This window comes from Streptomyces sp. Je 1-4 4N24, from assembly GCF_026239515.1.
GTDB lineage: Bacteria > Actinomycetota > Actinomycetes > Streptomycetales > Streptomycetaceae > Streptomyces > Streptomyces nigrescens.
The window spans coordinates 8157963-8173963 of sequence record NZ_CP110836.1; the positions used below are offsets into that span (position 1 = coordinate 8157963).

Below are 16001 nucleotides of genomic sequence, written 5' to 3' on the forward strand. Positions count from 1 at the left end.
TCGGCCTCAGCAGCGCTGATCGTAGCGACGTTGTCACGGCGTCCGGCACGGCCGCTTGCGGGCCGTCCACGCCCCCGGCCCGCCTCCAGATGATCCGTGGCCGGGCGGCTAAGCCGTCTCCGCCCTTGGCGAGAGCCGGACCGGCAACCGCGGCGGACGGCCTACGTTCACCCAGACGAGCGCACAGGGCGGCGCGGTACCAGAGATTTGGTTGCGGCTGGCGAAGTCCTGGTCGTCCCACCACTCGGGGCCGGCGAGGCGGTCGTGCAGGTCGTGGAGGCTGAACTCGAAGCGGGCGCGGCGGCGGCCGGTTTCCAGGGGCCGGCTCTCCGTCCCGCGGCAGTTGGTGAAGATCGTTCGTTCATCGATCCGTTGCTGCGAGGGAATCCAGTGATGCCTCCGCGTTGGGCGGTGGTCGCAGCCACGGCACCGCCCAACCCGGTACACACACCCGTGTGATCAGGGCGGATCTCCGTCACTGAGCAGCGGATCGGGGGTGGAGATCCAGCCGTCCCGGCCCAGTGACAGTTCTGCATCGGTGAGCAGCGCGGCGGCAAGGGTGGAACGGATTCGTTGCGCATCGAGATCGATGCCGGTGAAGGTGATCTCGTTGCGTCGCTCGCCGTAGTAGTCGTGCCAGAACCATGAGGCGAGCGTGCGCCGTTGCGGCGAGACAGCATCCCAAGCGTGCTGGGCGCCTGCTTCCAGCCAGAAACCTGCTTCGCGAAGTTCCAGGTGCGGCCCGGCCGAGCACCAGGTCACGACGGAGTCGGGGCGGCTGGACAGCCACAGGTGTCCGCGGCTGCGGACCACGCCGCGCATCACAGTGCCGAGCGCGTCTGCCAGTCGCTCGGGGTGCAGGGGACGGCGGGCCCGCCACAGTACGGAGTTCACCCCCTGGTCGCTGCTGCGGCGTGAGCGCGGCACGGTCACGGGCTCCAGCCGGGACCTCCACTCGTCGGCGATTCCATGGGCTGCCGGTTGGACGAGGGACGGCGGTAGCTCCACTTCCGCATCGTCGGCGCCCTTGGGCCGCACGAGCAGAGCGTGGCTGTTGAGTTGGCTGGCCAGTGCGGCAACACCAGCTGCGCGGTGGCCGTTGCTGGTCGCCGGCCCGGGGAAGACCAGCGCGTCCGCTGCCTCGATCTGGCGGGCGGCGACCTCCGCGGGTGTCAGTGGGTCGTTGCGTGCGCTTTCGTTCCACAGACGTACGGTCCGGTGGACGCAACCGATGTCCGCCACGAAGGACGCCGGATCTACGCCCACCAGGATGGGGGCAGGTTCGTAATGGTCCTCCAATGAGCTGCTCCCGATCCGTGTGCGCCACAACTCCACAAGGAACGGGAGGACATCGAGCTCCGTCGGCAGGGCGAGGGTGACGTGGGGCCGTCCTGCGGCGCGCTTGAGGGAGAGAAGGTCCTGACGGAGGATTACCGCCGGATTGCCGGTCGCGCTCAGGGGTGCGGTATCGCGCAGGCGCGGATCATTTCCGGACACGAAGCGTTGGACGGTCGGGTATTCCCCTTCCGTCGTGTGCTGGATCGAGACGGCCAAGACCACGGTGTGGGGAGAAAGGCGCATCGCCTGGTTCACCACTGCGCCGCGAGCCTCAGGGGTGTTGCCGACGACCGCGCTCAACAGGCCCTTGGGCATGGCGGAGCTCATCAGTTGAGGTGCGGGAGGCGTCGGGGTGCCGGTGCCGGTGCTGCGCGCAAGCCGACGCGCAGCATGCCGTCGCGCGGCATCCCGGCCAGTAGCCATGCGCCGACCGACTCGGCATCGGCTTCCGTGACGATCGGGCCCAGAAGCACGGGGGTGCCCATGGGGCGGCGGTCCACTGTGCATGGCTGTACGGCGGCGTACAGCCCGCTGGTGGGGTGGCAGTCCAGGAGCCGTCCCAGGCATTCGGTCGCAACCATGACCCCGTGGTGGCAGCTGCGGACGGCATGCCGCAGGCGGTCCATCACCTGGCTGACCCCGGCTTCCCGGCAGTTCGTGCAGGCGACCAGGGTGAAGGGGCGGCTCCGACTGTTGTGGGCCACATCGCGCATGCTGTCTCCTCTCCGTCGCCGTTATTGAAAATGGTTTCCATTTTTATATCATGCCATGGCGTCTGTCCGTGGCGGGCTCCAGGGGGTGCCGCTCCCGCCCTTGCTCCGGTGGAGGGTCGGCAGAGATCGGGCTGATAATGAAGTGATTACCGTTTCCGTTTCTCTGTGCTCGGGAGGCCGCGATGCGGCTGTCCTCGATCCGCGGCCCGGCGCTGCTCATGGTTCTGACGCTCGCGTTGGCCGGCGGCTGCGGCGGTGCCTCGGGGGCCGATGCGCCCGGTGGCCCCGGGAACGACGCCCGCTCGTCGGCCATTCCGGTCGTTGCCTCGACGAACGTGTACGGGGACATCGCCGAGCAGATTGGCGGCGACCGGGTCGAGGTCGTGTCGATCATCAGCGACCCGGCGCAGGACCCGCACTCGTACGAGGCCAGTACGCAGAACCGGCTGGCGCTGTCGAAAGCGAAGGTCGTGGTGGAGAACGGCGGCGGGTACGACGACTTCGTCGGCCGGATGCTGGACAGCGCCAAGAACTCCTCGCCCACCGTCATCGACGCCGTACAGGTCTCGGGGAAGGCACCGAAGACGGGCGCCCAGCTCAACGAACACGTCTGGTACGACCTCCCCACGATGGGGAAACTGGCCGACCGGATCGCCGCGGCTCTGGCCAAGGCCGCCCCCGCCGACGCCGACGCGTTCCGCCACAACGCGGAGACGTTCAAAGAAAAGCTGACCCGTCTCGAAGACCAGGAACAGGGGATCAAGGAGGCTCACGGGGGCAGCGCCGTGGCGGTCACCGAGCCGGTGCCGCTGTACCTGACCGGGGCGAGCGGACTGCGGAACAAGACACCCGCGGACTTCAGCGAGGCCGTCGAAGAGGGCAGCGATGTCTCCCCGCAGAGCCTGCGGCAGACCCTTGGCCTGTTCACCCGCAAACAGGTCACGGCACTGGTCTACAACCAGCAGACCTCCAGCCCTGAGACGGAGCAGGTCAAGAAGGCAGCCGAGGACAACGGGATCCCGGTGGTGCCGGTGACCGAGACGCTGCCCCGCGGGCAGGACTACCTCAGCTGGATGACGGCCAATGTCGCCGCCCTGAAGCACGCATTGGACACGTGATGGACCGCACCGAGGCCGTAAGACCGCTTCCCGAACCGGGCGGAGTGACCGGGCGAGGGCGCGAGGATCTGCCGGCCGAGCCCGTGATCAGCTTGCGTGGCGCGGCACTGGCGTACGGCGGCCGCGTTCTGTGGCGAGGGCTCGATCTCGATGTACGCCCTGGGGAGTTCCTCGCCGTGGTGGGACCGAACGGATCGGGCAAGACCAGCCTGCTGCGGGTGCTGCTCGGCCGGCAGCAGCTCAGCGAGGGCGCGCTCACCGTCCTCGGGCACGCCCCACGCCGTGGCGGCCGGCACATCGGATATGTGCCCCAGCAGACGTTCCAGCCCGCACACGCGCTGCTGCGCGCCCGCGACCTGGTGCGCCTCGGACTCGACGGCCACCGCTGGGGGCTGCCACTCGCCCGCCGCGCGGTCCGCCGCCGGGTGGACGACCTGCTGGATTCGGTCGGTGCGACGCCCTACGCGGACGTTCCCCTCGGACGGCTCTCCGGCGGCGAGCAGCAGCGCATCCGCATCGCGCAGGCGCTCGCCACCGACCCGAGGATCCTGCTCTGCGACGAACCCCTGCTCTCCCTCGACCTGCACCACCAGCGCACCCTCACCGGCCTGGTGGAAGAGCGGCGCCGCAGCGCCGGCACCGCCGTCGTCTTCGTCACGCACGAGATCAACCCCGTCCTGGGCCTGGTGGACCGCGTGCTCTATCTGGCACGGGGCGGGCACCGGGTCGGGCCGCCGGACGAGGTGATGAGCTCCACGGCTCTGTCGGAGCTGTACGGCACACAGGTCGATGTCGTCCGCGTCGGGGGCCGGATCGTGGTGGCCGGGGTTACCGATTTCGGCACCGGCCACACCCACGCCGACGGGGCGGACGGGGGAGAAAGCCCGTGATCGGGCTCGGCTTCCGACTCCTCACCGACGGCGCGGAAGACACCGGCATCTGGCATCAGATCTTCAACTTCGACAACTACGGAGAGCTGCTCGGCCTGGTCCAGAATTCCCTGATCGCCGGGGTGCTGCTCGGCCTGGTCGGCGGGCTGGCCGGGGTGTTCGTGATCATGCGGGATCTGCCGTTCGCGGTGCACGGCATCAGTGAACTCTCGTTCGCCGGGGCCTCGGCCGCGCTGTTGCTCGGGGTGAACATCGTCGCCGGCTCCATCGCCGGATCCCTGCTGGCAGCCGCGGCGATCGGTGTCCTGGGCGTCCGCGCGCGCGACCGTAATTCGGTGATCGGCATCATCATGCCGTTCGGACTCGGCCTCGGGGTGCTGTTCCTTTCCCTCTACAAGGGCCGGGCGGCGAACAAGTTCGGCATTCTGACCGGCCAGATCATCGCCGTCAGCACTCCGCAGATGGCCTGGCTCGTCGGTACGTCGGTGGTGGTACTCGTCGCTCTCGCCGTCGTCTGGAAGCCGCTGACCTTCGCCGGCGTCGATCCCGAGGTGGCCGAGGCCCGCGGTGTGCCGGTACGGACGCTGTCCCTGACGTTCATGCTGGTCCTGGGCCTCGCGGTGGCACTGTGCGTACAGATCGTCGGGGCACTGTTGGTGCTCGCGCTTCTGGTCACACCCGCGGCGGCCGCGGCCCGGATCACCGCCTCCCGGTGCTGCTGCCGGTGCTGAGCGTCGTCTTCGCGCTGTGCGCGATGGAGGGCGGCATCCTGCTCGCGCTCGGCAGCACCATCCCCATCAGCCCGTATGTCACCACCCTCGCGTTCGTGATCTACCTCGGGTGCCGGCTGGTGGAGGCGCGGCGTACGCAACGGGCGCCAGGGACCGCGCTCGGCTCGCCCGGTGACCCCATCCGGACGCACACTTGAAGGAGCCGGTACCGACGGAAGGAGTTCTTATGCACCCCGTCGCACTCGCCGGCGGCGCAGCCGGATGGCTTGCTCACCATGCGGTCTCCGGAGTGGTGGGCGCCCTGATCATCAAAGGCGCAGCCAAGCGCCTTCCCGAGGCAAAGCCCGCCGCCCGCAAGGCAGTTGTCAATGGTTTGGCCGGCGGCATCCGGGCCGGCCGGTGGATGGCGTCGGCCGCGGAAGAGGCCCGGCTCAAGACCGGTGATGTCCTCGCCGAGGCCCGTACGTCACTGGGTGAAGAGGTCCCGCCACCCTCTGCAGTGGCCACCGAACACGACCACGGGCATGAGCACTGACGATGCCGGCGTGGTCGTACGCTCCGTGGCCACGGGCCGGGTACGGCTGACCGTTCCCTGGGTGCGGGCGCGCCCCGGCAGCGCAGGGCTGGTGGATGAGCGGCTGACCGGCATGAGAGGTTTCCGGGCGCTGCGGATCTTTCCGCGCACCGGCAGTGTCGTGATCTGGATGGCGCCGGATCTCCTGGACGTCGACCGCCTCGTCACCGCGCTCGACCAGGCCCCGCCCCCCTCCGCGCCCCTCAAGCCCACCCGCTCCACGCCCGACTCCTCCACCGGCGAACTCGCCCGGCTGGTCGTCGGCGGCGCCGTCCTCGCCTTCATGGCCCTGCGCCGACTGCTGGGCCGCCCCCGCATCACCGCGGGCTCCTCCGGTCTCCTCGGCGCGATCACCCTCTTCACCGGTCTGCCCTTCTTCCGCGGCGCCCTGCGTTCGCTGCGCGGCCGAAGCCATCCCGGGACCGACACCCTGGTCACAGCGGCGACCGTGATCTCGCTGGTGCTGCGTGAGAACGTCGTCGCCCTCACCGTCCTCTGGCTCCTCAACATCGGCGAATTCCTGCAGACCCTGACCCTCCGCCGGACCCGGCGGGCCATCGAGGAGCTGCTCACCATCGGCGAGGAACGCGTCTGGCTCGTACGGGAAGAAGGCGCGGACGGCGTGGGACGCATCGAGACCGAGGTGGCGCTCGAAGAGGTCGCGCCCGGCGATCTGGTCGCCGTCTACGAGCACCACCGGATCCCCGTTGACGGCCGCGTCGTCACCGGCGAAGCCCTCGTCGACCAGGCCGCGATCACTGGTGAGGCGCTGCCCGTCTACGCCCGCGCCGGGGCCGAGGTCTACGCCGGAACCATCGTCACGTCCGGCTCACTGTCCGTCCGGGCCACCTCCGTCGGTGCGGACACCACCGTCGGCCGGATCATCAGCCGGGTCGAAGAGGCCCAGTCCGACCGGGCGCCGATCCAGACCATCGCCACCCGCTTCACCCAGCGCTTCGTCCCCGTCTCCTTCGCGCTGGCCGCGCTGACCTACGTCGTCACCCGCGACGCCCGCCGCGCCATGACGATGCTGCTGATCGCCTGCCCCTGCGCGGCCGGACTGGCCACCCCCACCGCCATCAGCGCCGCCATCGGCAACGGTGCGCGCCGCGGCACCCTCATCAAGGGCGGCACCCACCTGGAGGGCGTCGGCCGGGTCACCGCCGTCGTCTTCGACAAGACCGGCACCCTCACCTTCGGACGGCCCCTGGTCACCAGCGTCGTCACCCTTAGCGAGCGCTACACCGCCAACGAAGTCCTCCGCCTGGCCGCCTCCGGTGAACTGCACGCCCGCCACCCCCTCGCCCAGGCCATCGTCGCCCACACCGAAGAACAGCACCTCCGCGCACCTCTCCACCAGGCCTGCGAGGTCGTCCTCGGCATGGGTATGCGCGCCGAACTCGACGGCACCCGGCTGCTCGTGGGCAGCCCCGCGCTCCTGCGCCAACACGGCGTCGAGCTGACACACGAAGCCCAAGGCTGGACCGAGCAGCTGCGCACAAGCGGCGAGACCGTCATCTGTATCGCCCACGACGACGAGCTGATCGGCCTCCTCGGTGTCTCCGACGCCGTACGCTCCGGCGCCGGCACCGTCATCCAACAGCTGACCGCCCTGGGGGTAACACGCCTGGCGCTGCTCACCGGTGACGCACCGGAAACCGCGCAGGCCGTCGCCGACGCCCTCGGCATCGCCGAAGTGCATGCGCACGCCCTGCCCGAGGGCAAGCTCCAATTGATCCGCGACCTGCAGGCCGAGGGTCACACGGTCGCCATGGTCGGCGACGGCACCAACGACGCCCCCGCCCTCGCCCTCGCCGACGTAGGCATCGCCATGGGCGCACACTCCTCCCATGTCGCCCTCGAAACCGCCGACATCGCCCTGCCCGGCGACGATCTGCGACAGGTCCCCGCGGTCGTCGAACTCAGCCGCCACACCCTGCGCCTCGTCCGCCAGAACTACGGCCTAGCCATCGGCGTCAATCTCCTGGGCCTGGTCGCCGGCGCCGGCGGCTCCATCAACCCGGTCCTCGCCGCTCTCCTCCACAACACCAGCAGCATCGCCGTCGTCGCGAACTCGGCCCGGCTGGTCAACCACACCCCGCATCTGCCGCAGACCACGGACGACCTGCTGATGGCGGCGCCGTTGGAGGACCGACGATTGCGCTGACCGAGGGACCGTCTCGCTCCACGGAGGGCGCTGTGTAAGCGGCCTGGAAGGATGCTGACTCTTGCTGTCTCTTGCTGACTCTTTGGGAGAGTGCTGCCCTACTCTGAGAGGCCCTTTGTGGTGGTCAAGGGGATCTGTGTGTCAACAGCGTGCAATGACAGGGGAGTTGAGCACCCCCACACGGGCCAGGTGAGGCTCGTCTGTGGCACGGCTCGCAGGCTGGCAGCACAGCGCATCCGAGGGCGACTGGAGGACCGCACCCCGCCGTTCTCCCTGACCCGGGCCGAGGCACTGCGCGACGGATGACCCCAAACGGGAGAGGGGGCCGCCGTAGCGGGTGGCGAAGATCTTCCAGTCCTTCAAGTGGGCGATGGCCCGATTGACTGCGGCCCCGAGCGTGTTGACGGCGCTCCCGTAGCCGGTTCACCCCGTTGAATGGGACTCTTCGTCCCGGTCGACGACGGCTTCAACCGCACCGTGGGATTCTCGACAACATCGGTACCGGCCTCGCCGCGAACCACACGCCAGGAGCAGGGGAACGCTGCCGCATCGCCCCACAGGCCGGCTCGGATACATGGCCGGATACGCCCTACGTGACAGATTGGCCGATTGTGAGACCGCGACGTTGCCGGGGAGTTGGCGCCGGGGGCACGATCACTGATCGTATCTACCTGATCACTCATCCAGGAGCCGATACGTGATACGCCCCATCGCTTTGCGCGCTGTCCCTGCCGTCGCCGTGACCGGCGCCCCCGCCCTGCCCCTCGCCCAGGGAGCCCAGGCGGCCGCCCCGACCCCCGTCGCCCCGGCGACCGCCGCTGTCGGCCATCCCGGCCAGGTCCGCCGGGGCGACACCGACTTCATGCACTCCCATCCGCGCGTCGAGGTCCGCTACGGCGACCTCGGCCCCCCGGGCCGGGCCCGCGTCGTCGCCGCGGCGGCGACGCTGATGTAGCGAGGCACCGGTGCCGCCCGACCCGGGCGGCCCGCCGGCCACCAGGTCATGACCGGCGACGACCGCGCCGCCGCCGTCTCCCGCTTTCGCCGCATCTCCTTCCGCCTCGTGGCGGCGTTCCTTCCTGTCGCCGGCGCAGCGACCCAGGACAGCCGGCTGAGGCCACGGAGCGGCTGCTTACCGCAAACCCCTCATCGCGTCGTTCGCTCGCATGTCCCGTTTCACGAGATTCCACAACAAGGGAGTTACTGATTTTCATGTACAAACGTCGTAGTTTACTCGCCTTCGCCACTGTGAGTGCGGCGATATGCACCGCTGGAGTCATGCCGTCGGTCAGTCATGCCGCCAGCGGCGGCGACGGGGAAAGGGAGGGTTCCTACGCCGAAACGCACGGCCTGACGACGGAGGACGTCAAGAACATCAACGCACTGAACAAAAGAGCCCTGACTGCGGGTCAACCTGGCAATTCTCTGGCGGAATTGCCGCCGAGCGCCAGCGCGCTCTTCCGGGCCCCCGACGCTGTCGACGAGAGGGTGACCCCTCCCGCCGAGCCGCTCAACCGGATGCCTGACGCGTACCGGGCCTACGGAGGTAGGGCCACTACGGTCGTCAACAACTACATACGCAAGTGGCAGCAGGTCTACAGTCACCGCGACGGCAACCAACAGCAAATGACCGAAGAGCAGCGAGAAAAGCTGTCCTACGGCTGCGTCGGCATCACCTGGGTCAATTCGGGCCCCTACCCGACGAACAAATTGGCGTTCGCGTTCTTCGACGAGAACAAGTACAAGAGTAACTTGGAAAACAGCAGGCCACGCCCCAATGAGACGCAAGCCGAGTTTGAGGGGCGCATCGTCAAGGACAGTTTCGACGAGGGGAAGGGTTTCAAGCGGGCGCGTGATGTGGCGTCCGTCATGAACAAGGCCCTGGACAATGCGCACGACGAGGGGACTTACGTCGACAACCTCAAGACGGAGCTCGCGAACAAAAATGACGCTCTGCGCTACGAGGACAGCCGTTCGAACTTCTACTCGGCGCTGAGGAATACGCCGTCCTTCAAGGAAAGGGATGGAGGCAACTACGACCCATCCAAGATGAAGGCGGTGGTCTACTCGAAACACTTCTGGAGCGGGCAGGACCAGCGGGGCTCCTCTGACAAGAGGAAGTACGGCGACCCGGACGCCTTCCGCCCAGACCAGGGCACAGGCCTGGTCGACATGTCGAAGGACAGGAATATTCCGCGCAGTCCCGCCCAACCTGGCGAAAGTTGGGTCAATTTCGACTACGGCTGGTTTGGGGCTCAGGCGGAAGCGGATGCCGACAAAACCATATGGACCCACGCCAACCACTACCACGCGCCCAACAGTGGCCTGGGCCCCATGAACGTATACGAGAGCAAGTTCCGGAACTGGTCTGCCGGGTACGCGGATTTCGACCGCGGAACCTACGTCATCACGTTCATACCCAAGAGCTGGAACACCGCCCCCGCCGAGGTGAAGCAGGGCTGGTCGTAACAGCCGGGTAGGAGGGCCGGGTCACCCGGCCCTCTCCCCCCAGCCCGCCACACGCCGGCGTCGATGCGGTCCCGGGGGACAGTCGCGGAGGGACTGGCGTGCGCGTGGCGCATGGGGGAGGCCCTTCTCCCGTCGCGACGGCGTGTTTTCCTGACGCCGTCTTCCTTCCTTACGCTGAGGTCGGCCGCACTGTTCGTCGCCCTCGCTGTCAGGGAGAGGACACATACGGCGCCTTACGACGGCGTACGGGCCGCGATGGCCAGCAGTCGTTCGGTGTCCTCGTGGCTGAGGAGCAGGGCCCGGCCGACCGCGGCCAGGGTTTGGTGCTCGCTGGGGGTGTACGGTCCGTCGGCCAGGGCGATGCGGGCGCCCTGCAGCAGGATGTCCTCGCTCCCGGCGGGGGCCAGGTGGGGGGCGAGCGGGTCGAGGACCTCGTGGAGTTCGATGGTGAGCGCGGTGCCGCTGCCATCGATGCCCTCCTTTCCGGCGGCGAGGACGGCGAGGGCCACGGTGTGCACGGCGTCGCGGAGCATCGCTGAGAAGCGGGTGGTGGTGGGGTGGCCGAGGACGTCGGTCCGGAAGCAGGTCCGGCAGGCGGCGCATTCGACCACGGTTCCCGCGGTGCCGCGGGGGAGGAGGGGGATGCCGAGGAGAGCGAACCGATGGCGGCCGATGCGGCGCAGGTAGCTACGGTCGCCGCCGCAGCCGGGGCAGAAGAACTCGCCGTCGCCGACCGTGCGCCAGGTCGTGCGCACTCCCCATATGTGTGGCATCTGTCCCTCCGGCGGCTGCGTCCGATTCTCCCGGCACGGACTGCCGTCGGCCGGTGACACTTCGGCAACGGCGCCGTGTGATAGTGACGTTGAAGATGGATTCCCACTCGGGTGTCGGTTCCGGTCCGGCGCCTTCACCGCATCAGTCCTTCTGCACAAGTCAGTGCTCCTCTTCGATCCAGCCCGTGGTCCGCTTGACCGCCTTGAGCCAGAGTTTGTATGTGTGGTCGCGTTCGGCCGGGTCCATCCGGGGCGTCCACTCGGCGGCGCGGCGCCAGTTGGCGCGCAGTTCGTCGGTGTCCGGCCAGAAGCCGACGGCCAGTCCGGCCGCGTAGGCAGCGCCGAGGCAGGTCGTCTCGGCGACCATCGGGCGCACCACAGGGGCGTCCAGGACGTCCGAGATGGTCTGCATCAGCAGGTTGTTGGAGGTCATGCCGCCGTCGACGTTCAGTGAGGTCAGGGCAACGCCGGAGTCCTTGTGCATCGCGTTGACGATCTCGCGGGTCTGCCATGCGGTGGCTTCGAGCACGGCGCGGGCGATGTGCTGCTTGGTGACGTAGCGGGTCAGGCCCGTGATCACGCCGCGGGCGTCGGAGCGCCAGTACGGGGCGAACAGGCCGGAGAAGGCAGGGACGATGTAGCAGCCGCCGTTGTCCCCCACCGAGCTCGCCAGGGTCTCGATCTCCGCGGCGGTGCCGATCAGGCCCAGCTGGTCGCGCATCCACTGGACCAGCGAGCCGGTGACCGCGATGGAGCCCTCCAGCGCGTAGACCGGCGCTCGCCGGCCGATCCGGTGGCCGACCGTGGTCAGCAGCCCGCTGTGGGAGTGGACGGGCCGGCGGCCGGTGTTCATCAGCAGGAAGGTGCCGGTGCCGTACGTGGCCTTGGCCTCGCTTTCGGAGAAGCAGGTCTGGCCGAACAGCGCCGCCTGCTGGTCGCCGAGCGCGGAGGCGACCGGCACGCCGTAGAGGGCTCCGCCGGCCATGCCGTACACCTCGGCGGAGGAGCGGATCCGCGGCAGGATGGCGGCCGGGATATCCATGGCGGCGAGGAGGCGCTCGTCCCACTCCAGGGTGTGCAGGTTCATGAGCATGGTGCGCGAGGCGTTGGTGACGTCGGTGACGTGGACGCCGCAGGAAGGGCCGCCGGTGAGGTTCCAGATGACCCAGGAGTCCATGGTCCCGAAGAGGATCTCGCCGCGCTCGGCGCGCTCGCGCAGGCCGGCGACGTTGTCCAGCAGCCAGCGGATCTTGGGGCCGGAGAAGTAGGAGGTCAGCGGCAGGCCGGTCGCGTGGCGGAACCGGTCCTGGCCGACGTTGCCGCCGAGCTCCTTGCACAGCGCGTCGGTGCGGGTGTCCTGCCAGACGATGGCGTTGTGCACCGGCTCGCCGGTCTTCTTGTCCCAGAGGACGGTGGTCTCGCGCTGGTTGGTGACGCCGATCGCTCTGAGGCCGCGGGTGATCCCGGCTTTGTCGAGGGCGCCGGCGACGACCTCCTCGACGTTGGTCCAGATCTCACTGGCGTCGTGCTCCACCCAGCCCGGCAGGGGGAAGATCTGCTCGTGCTCCTTCTGGTCGATGGAGACGATCCGACTGTCCCGGTCGAAGATGATGCATCGGCTTGACGTGGTGCCCTGGTCGATCGCGGCGATGAACGGGCCGGCGGTTCGCGCGTGGGTCACGGTGTGCTCCTGGAGCGGCTCAATACGGTGCGGGGGCGGGGCGGCTGGGCTCGATCGACGTGGGAGCCGGCTGGTACGGCCGGCGGCGCCGATTCAGCTCGTCGACGCACTCCGGCGGAGACCAATCGGAGCGACTCTGCCCCGATGTCATCCACCGTTCGACAATGTCGACCGCAGGACGGCAGTTTTGCCCGCCCTGGAGGATGACGTCAAGGGGTTGCCGCACGGTAACTTAAAGTTTCGAAGATCCTTGAGGCGGCGATCCAGAGCCTGCCGTGGCCGAGATCGCGCGGCACGGCGAGGGCGCAGCCCTGTATGGCAGCCGCACCCTCACAGGTCGCCCTCCCGGAATCCCCCGGGGCGATCGAGCAGAGGGCGGGCCACGTGACCCTTGTACTGACCGACGCAGGTGACGCCTCATCAGCGAGTGTGCGAAGCCGTCGCCCGTCCCGAATGCGGAGTGCGATGCAGCCGCCTGCGTACGGGAGCCGTCGCGACCGGTGAGGGTGTGGGCCGCGGAACTCGCCGTGTTCAGGAGGTCATTTGCCTTCAGCGCAGTCGTAGAGGGTGAAGCTTCCGTCCGAGAGCTGACCGTAGGCCTTTGGGGAGACGGGGGTGCAGCTTCTCTTCACCCAGACCGACGCCGGTGTCGACGGGCGGCGCGTGGTGAGGAGGGCGTAGCGCAGTTGGTGGGCGGAGACCAGGTCCCTGAGCCGTGGTGCGGTCGGATAGGGGGTCAGGCCGGTAAAGCCACCCATGACCAGTAGGGGTTGGGGGGTGGCGCGCAGCAGGGGCGAGGCGCCGTAGGCGGCTTGGGTGGCGAGCAGGTACTTCTCCCCGGAACGGTGCGCGGAGAGGTAGTTCAGCAGTGCGCTGTCCCGCCCGGACGGTTCGTTCAAGGGGTTTCGTCGGACCTTGGCCCGGTGGTGGTGCGCATCTTGGTAGCCGGGGCCGACCGGTCCGGCCAGTGGCTCGATCGGTGAGCCGGGGTAGCGCGGGTTCAGGCAGGAGGCGGCCCAGACGGCCGGGGCGAGCAGTACGGCTGTCAGGGACGCTGCCAGGAGGCTGCGCATCGCCCGTCGTGTGGTGTGTGGTCCGCTGGTCCACAGGCCGACGGTCCCGCACAGGCCGAGCATCAGCACCACCGGCAGCAGCCAGGGCGCGAATTCGCTGTGCGGGCCGTCAATGGCCGCGGCCCACAGTGCCGTGAGCCCGACAGCGACGGGCAGCGCCGCCCGACGTCGGCCACCGGCGCGGTACTCGGCCCACAGGAGGGCGATTCCGCCACCGGCCAGCGCGGCGAGGGCCGGGGCCAGTACGGTCATGTAGTAGCCGTGGTTGCCGTTGGAGTTGCTGAAGACCACGATGTGAACCGCCAGCCAGCCGCCCCAGAGCAGGAACCCTGTTCGCGGCCCGTCGGTGCGCGGCTGTCCGGCGCGCCACCACACGCCCAGCGCCAAGACCAGTACGGCGAGCGGCAGGAGCCAGGCGATCTGCGGGCCCACGCTCTGGTTGACCACCATGGTCCAACCCGTGTTACCGGTGGTGCGGCTGGCGGCGGTGCCGGCGACGGCGCCCAGCGCGTGCGGGTCGTTGCCGAAGCGGCTCAGCCCGTTGTAGCCGAAGACCAGGGTGAAGGGGTTGTTGTTGCTGGTCCCGTCGATGTAGGGACGGTTCGCGGCGGGGGTGACCCATACCAGCAGCAGCCAGGAGCAGGAGACGACGAGCGCGGTGATCCCGGCGAGCAGCAGCCGCCGGGCCCGGTCCCATCGGGAACCAGGTGCTGCAAGTTGGTACACCGCGGCGAAGACCGGCAGGACGAGCCACGCTTGGAGCATCTTGGCCTGGAAGGCCAGGCCCACCCATGTCCCGCAAACGAGCAGCGGCAGCAGCCTCCCGGTGCGGACGGCCTTCTGCAGCGATCCTGCCGCGAGGACCAGCAGCAGGACGAGCAGGGTGTCGGGGATGTTGTGCCGGTTGAGCGCGACGGTGACCGGAGTGAGGGTGAGTACCAGCGCGGCGAGCAGCCCTGCCAAGGGGCCGGCCCAGGCACGGACGATCCGGTGCAGCGCCCAGACAGCGAGTACCCCCTCCAGCACCTGCGGCAGTACCGCCGCCCAGTTGTACGGTCCGAGGAGCCTGACGGAAAGGGCCTGCGGCCACAGCGCACCGGGGATCTTGTCCAGGGTGACCGAGCCGCTCGGGTCGAGCCCGCCGAAGACGAAGGCGTGCCAGTCCGCTGCCATCGACCGCACGGCCGCGGTGTAGTACGGGTGCACCGCGGCACGGTCGATGGCCCAGGTGTAGAGCACCGCGGCGGCTGCCAGGATCAGCAGCAGGGCGTAGCACTCCTGGCTGACGGCGGTCCGCTGACGGCGCCTGGCGTGGGCGCGTCTGATGCCCTGCGTGGGGCGGTGCCGGTCGGTGGCGTCCCGGGTGAGGGGGGTGGTGGCCATGGCGGGGTCTCTCCTGGGGCGGCGGGCTGGGTGCGTTGGCTTCACAGGCGGCGGGCCGTGCGGAACCCTTGGGCGTAGAAGCCATGGCCGTCGAGCGTCGCGCGGCCGGCCAGGTCGCCCATGGTGGGCCCGTTGGCCCGCGAGCGGCTGGAGTAGAAGCGCGGGCGCCCGTCCGTGTCCGGACCCAGGTACATGCCGACGTGGTCGATGTCGCGCGGTCTGCCGATGTCGATGGCGAAGAAAACGAGGTCGCCGGGGAGCAGCAGGCTGATGTCGGCAGGTGGCCGGCCGGTGTTCGGGATCAGCAGCACGCCGGGGGCCCGGGAGGCGATGGCGTAGGCGCGGCGGGGCAGGCCGGCCCCCGGGCTGTTGGTGGCGTGCATGGGGTAGCCCATGCGGTAGCCCCAGACCAGGCGCATGAAGCCGGAGCAGTCCACGTCCCCGTAGCGCTCCTTCTCCGGGTGCTTGCGGATGCCGTCCGGGAAGGTCCAGGGAGTGCCGAGGTAGTCGTAGAAGTCGGACTTCTCATCGCGGTAGTCGAATGATGTCGGCGACTGTCCGGGAACGAGCGGCCCGAAGTGAGCCTTGCCGGCGTAGCGCAGACCCGACGCGGTGCGCAGATCGTGCGCCCCGTCGCCGTACTGGAAGGCCACGGCGAGGACGTCCGGACTGCGGTCGGCCAGGGCCTTGGGGAACCACTCCCGGAACCAGCGGGTTCGCTCCTTGTCCTGACTCCATGCACCGCCCATCAGCCGTACCCAGGCGTCGCTGCGCACCACCGCGCCGGTGGTGCGCGGCTCGCTCCAGGTACGGGCCGGGCCGGTCAGCAGCGCGGTGCGGGCACCGTCGGTGAAGGTGGCCAGCACGCGGTCGTCGGCGGCGCGAACCACCGTACGGGCAGGCGCGGCGCGGCGCTCGAAGCGGTAGCCGCCGGCGGGGACCGAGAAGTCACCGCCCGGTACGCCGCTCCGGAAGCGGTGCCATGCGTATCCAGTGACCGCACCTGCGGAGGCCAGACCGGCGGCGCAGGCCAGGATCTGACGGCGACTGGGGCTGCCGGGCGGGGTGGGGTTGGTGCCCATGGTGACCTC

Annotated in this window: 12 protein-coding genes and 1 pseudogene; 7 read left to right on the forward strand and 6 right to left on the reverse strand. The window is 69.2% G+C overall.

From position 1 onward, the window contains the following. Positions 1-459: 459 nt before the first annotated feature. A complete protein-coding gene (locus SLV14N_RS35330; RefSeq protein ID WP_263272557.1) occupies positions 460-1665 on the reverse strand; it encodes a GTP-binding protein in 1206 nt (401 codons plus the stop codon). Continuing rightward, positions 1665-2051, reverse strand: coding sequence for a hypothetical protein (locus tag SLV14N_RS35335; protein WP_263272558.1), 387 nt, complete (start codon positions 2049-2051; stop codon positions 1665-1667). The genes SLV14N_RS35330 and SLV14N_RS35335 overlap by 1 nt, the downstream gene beginning before the upstream one ends. Before the next feature lie 182 nt (positions 2052-2233). Here SLV14N_RS35335 and SLV14N_RS35340 point away from each other — a divergent pair, with 182 nt between their 5' ends. From SLV14N_RS35340 to SLV14N_RS35370, 7 genes and pseudogenes are all read left to right on the forward strand, one after another. Continuing rightward, the gene (locus tag SLV14N_RS35340) at positions 2234-3169 is read left to right on the forward strand and encodes a metal ABC transporter solute-binding protein, Zn/Mn family (protein ID WP_263272559.1); all 936 of its coding nucleotides are present in this window, start codon (positions 2234-2236) and stop codon (positions 3167-3169) included. Next, a complete protein-coding gene (locus tag SLV14N_RS35345; RefSeq protein WP_263272560.1) occupies positions 3169-4059 on the forward strand; it encodes a metal ABC transporter ATP-binding protein in 891 nt (296 codons plus the stop codon). The genes SLV14N_RS35340 and SLV14N_RS35345 overlap by 1 nt, the downstream gene beginning before the upstream one ends. Then, positions 4059-4987: pseudogene (locus SLV14N_RS35350) on the forward strand (metal ABC transporter permease). Before SLV14N_RS35345 ends, SLV14N_RS35350 begins: the two are co-directional and overlap by 1 nt. 29 nt (positions 4988-5016) lie before the next feature. Continuing rightward, positions 5017-5325, forward strand: coding sequence for a DUF1490 family protein (locus SLV14N_RS35355; protein ID WP_208686683.1), 309 nt, complete (start codon positions 5017-5019; stop codon positions 5323-5325). Next, positions 5315-7531, forward strand: a complete 2217-nt coding sequence (locus SLV14N_RS35360; RefSeq protein ID WP_263272561.1) for a cation-translocating P-type ATPase — start codon at positions 5315-5317, stop codon at positions 7529-7531. The genes SLV14N_RS35355 and SLV14N_RS35360 overlap by 11 nt, the downstream gene beginning before the upstream one ends. A 697-nt stretch (positions 7532-8228) precedes the next feature. Then, entirely contained in the window at positions 8229-8486 is a 258-nt protein-coding gene (locus SLV14N_RS35365; protein WP_263272562.1) for a hypothetical protein, read from the forward strand. Between the two features lie 257 nt (positions 8487-8743). Continuing rightward, positions 8744-10000 (forward strand): protein-glutamine gamma-glutamyltransferase, encoded by a 1257-nt coding sequence (locus SLV14N_RS35370; protein WP_263272563.1) that lies wholly within the window; start codon positions 8744-8746, stop codon positions 9998-10000. 233 nt (positions 10001-10233) lie between these two features. Here SLV14N_RS35370 and SLV14N_RS35375 read toward each other — a convergent pair whose 3' ends face one another. From SLV14N_RS35375 to SLV14N_RS35390, 4 genes are all read right to left on the reverse strand, one after another. After that, positions 10234-10773, reverse strand: coding sequence for a TerB family tellurite resistance protein (locus tag SLV14N_RS35375; protein ID WP_263272564.1), 540 nt, complete (start codon positions 10771-10773; stop codon positions 10234-10236). Between the two features lie 160 nt (positions 10774-10933). Next, entirely contained in the window at positions 10934-12454 is a 1521-nt protein-coding gene (gene glpK, locus SLV14N_RS35380; RefSeq protein WP_208686693.1) for a glycerol kinase GlpK, read from the reverse strand. Positions 12455-12993: 539 nt separating this feature from the next. Further along, positions 12994-14910 carry a glycosyltransferase family 39 protein gene (locus SLV14N_RS35385; RefSeq protein WP_263272565.1) on the reverse strand — a complete coding sequence of 639 codons (1917 nt, stop codon included), beginning with the start codon at positions 14908-14910 and terminating at the stop codon, positions 12994-12996. A 41-nt stretch (positions 14911-14951) separates the two neighbouring features. Further along, entirely contained in the window at positions 14952-15992 is a 1041-nt protein-coding gene (locus SLV14N_RS35390) for a C40 family peptidase (RefSeq protein ID WP_263272566.1), read from the reverse strand. Positions 15993-16001: the final 9 nt, after the last annotated feature.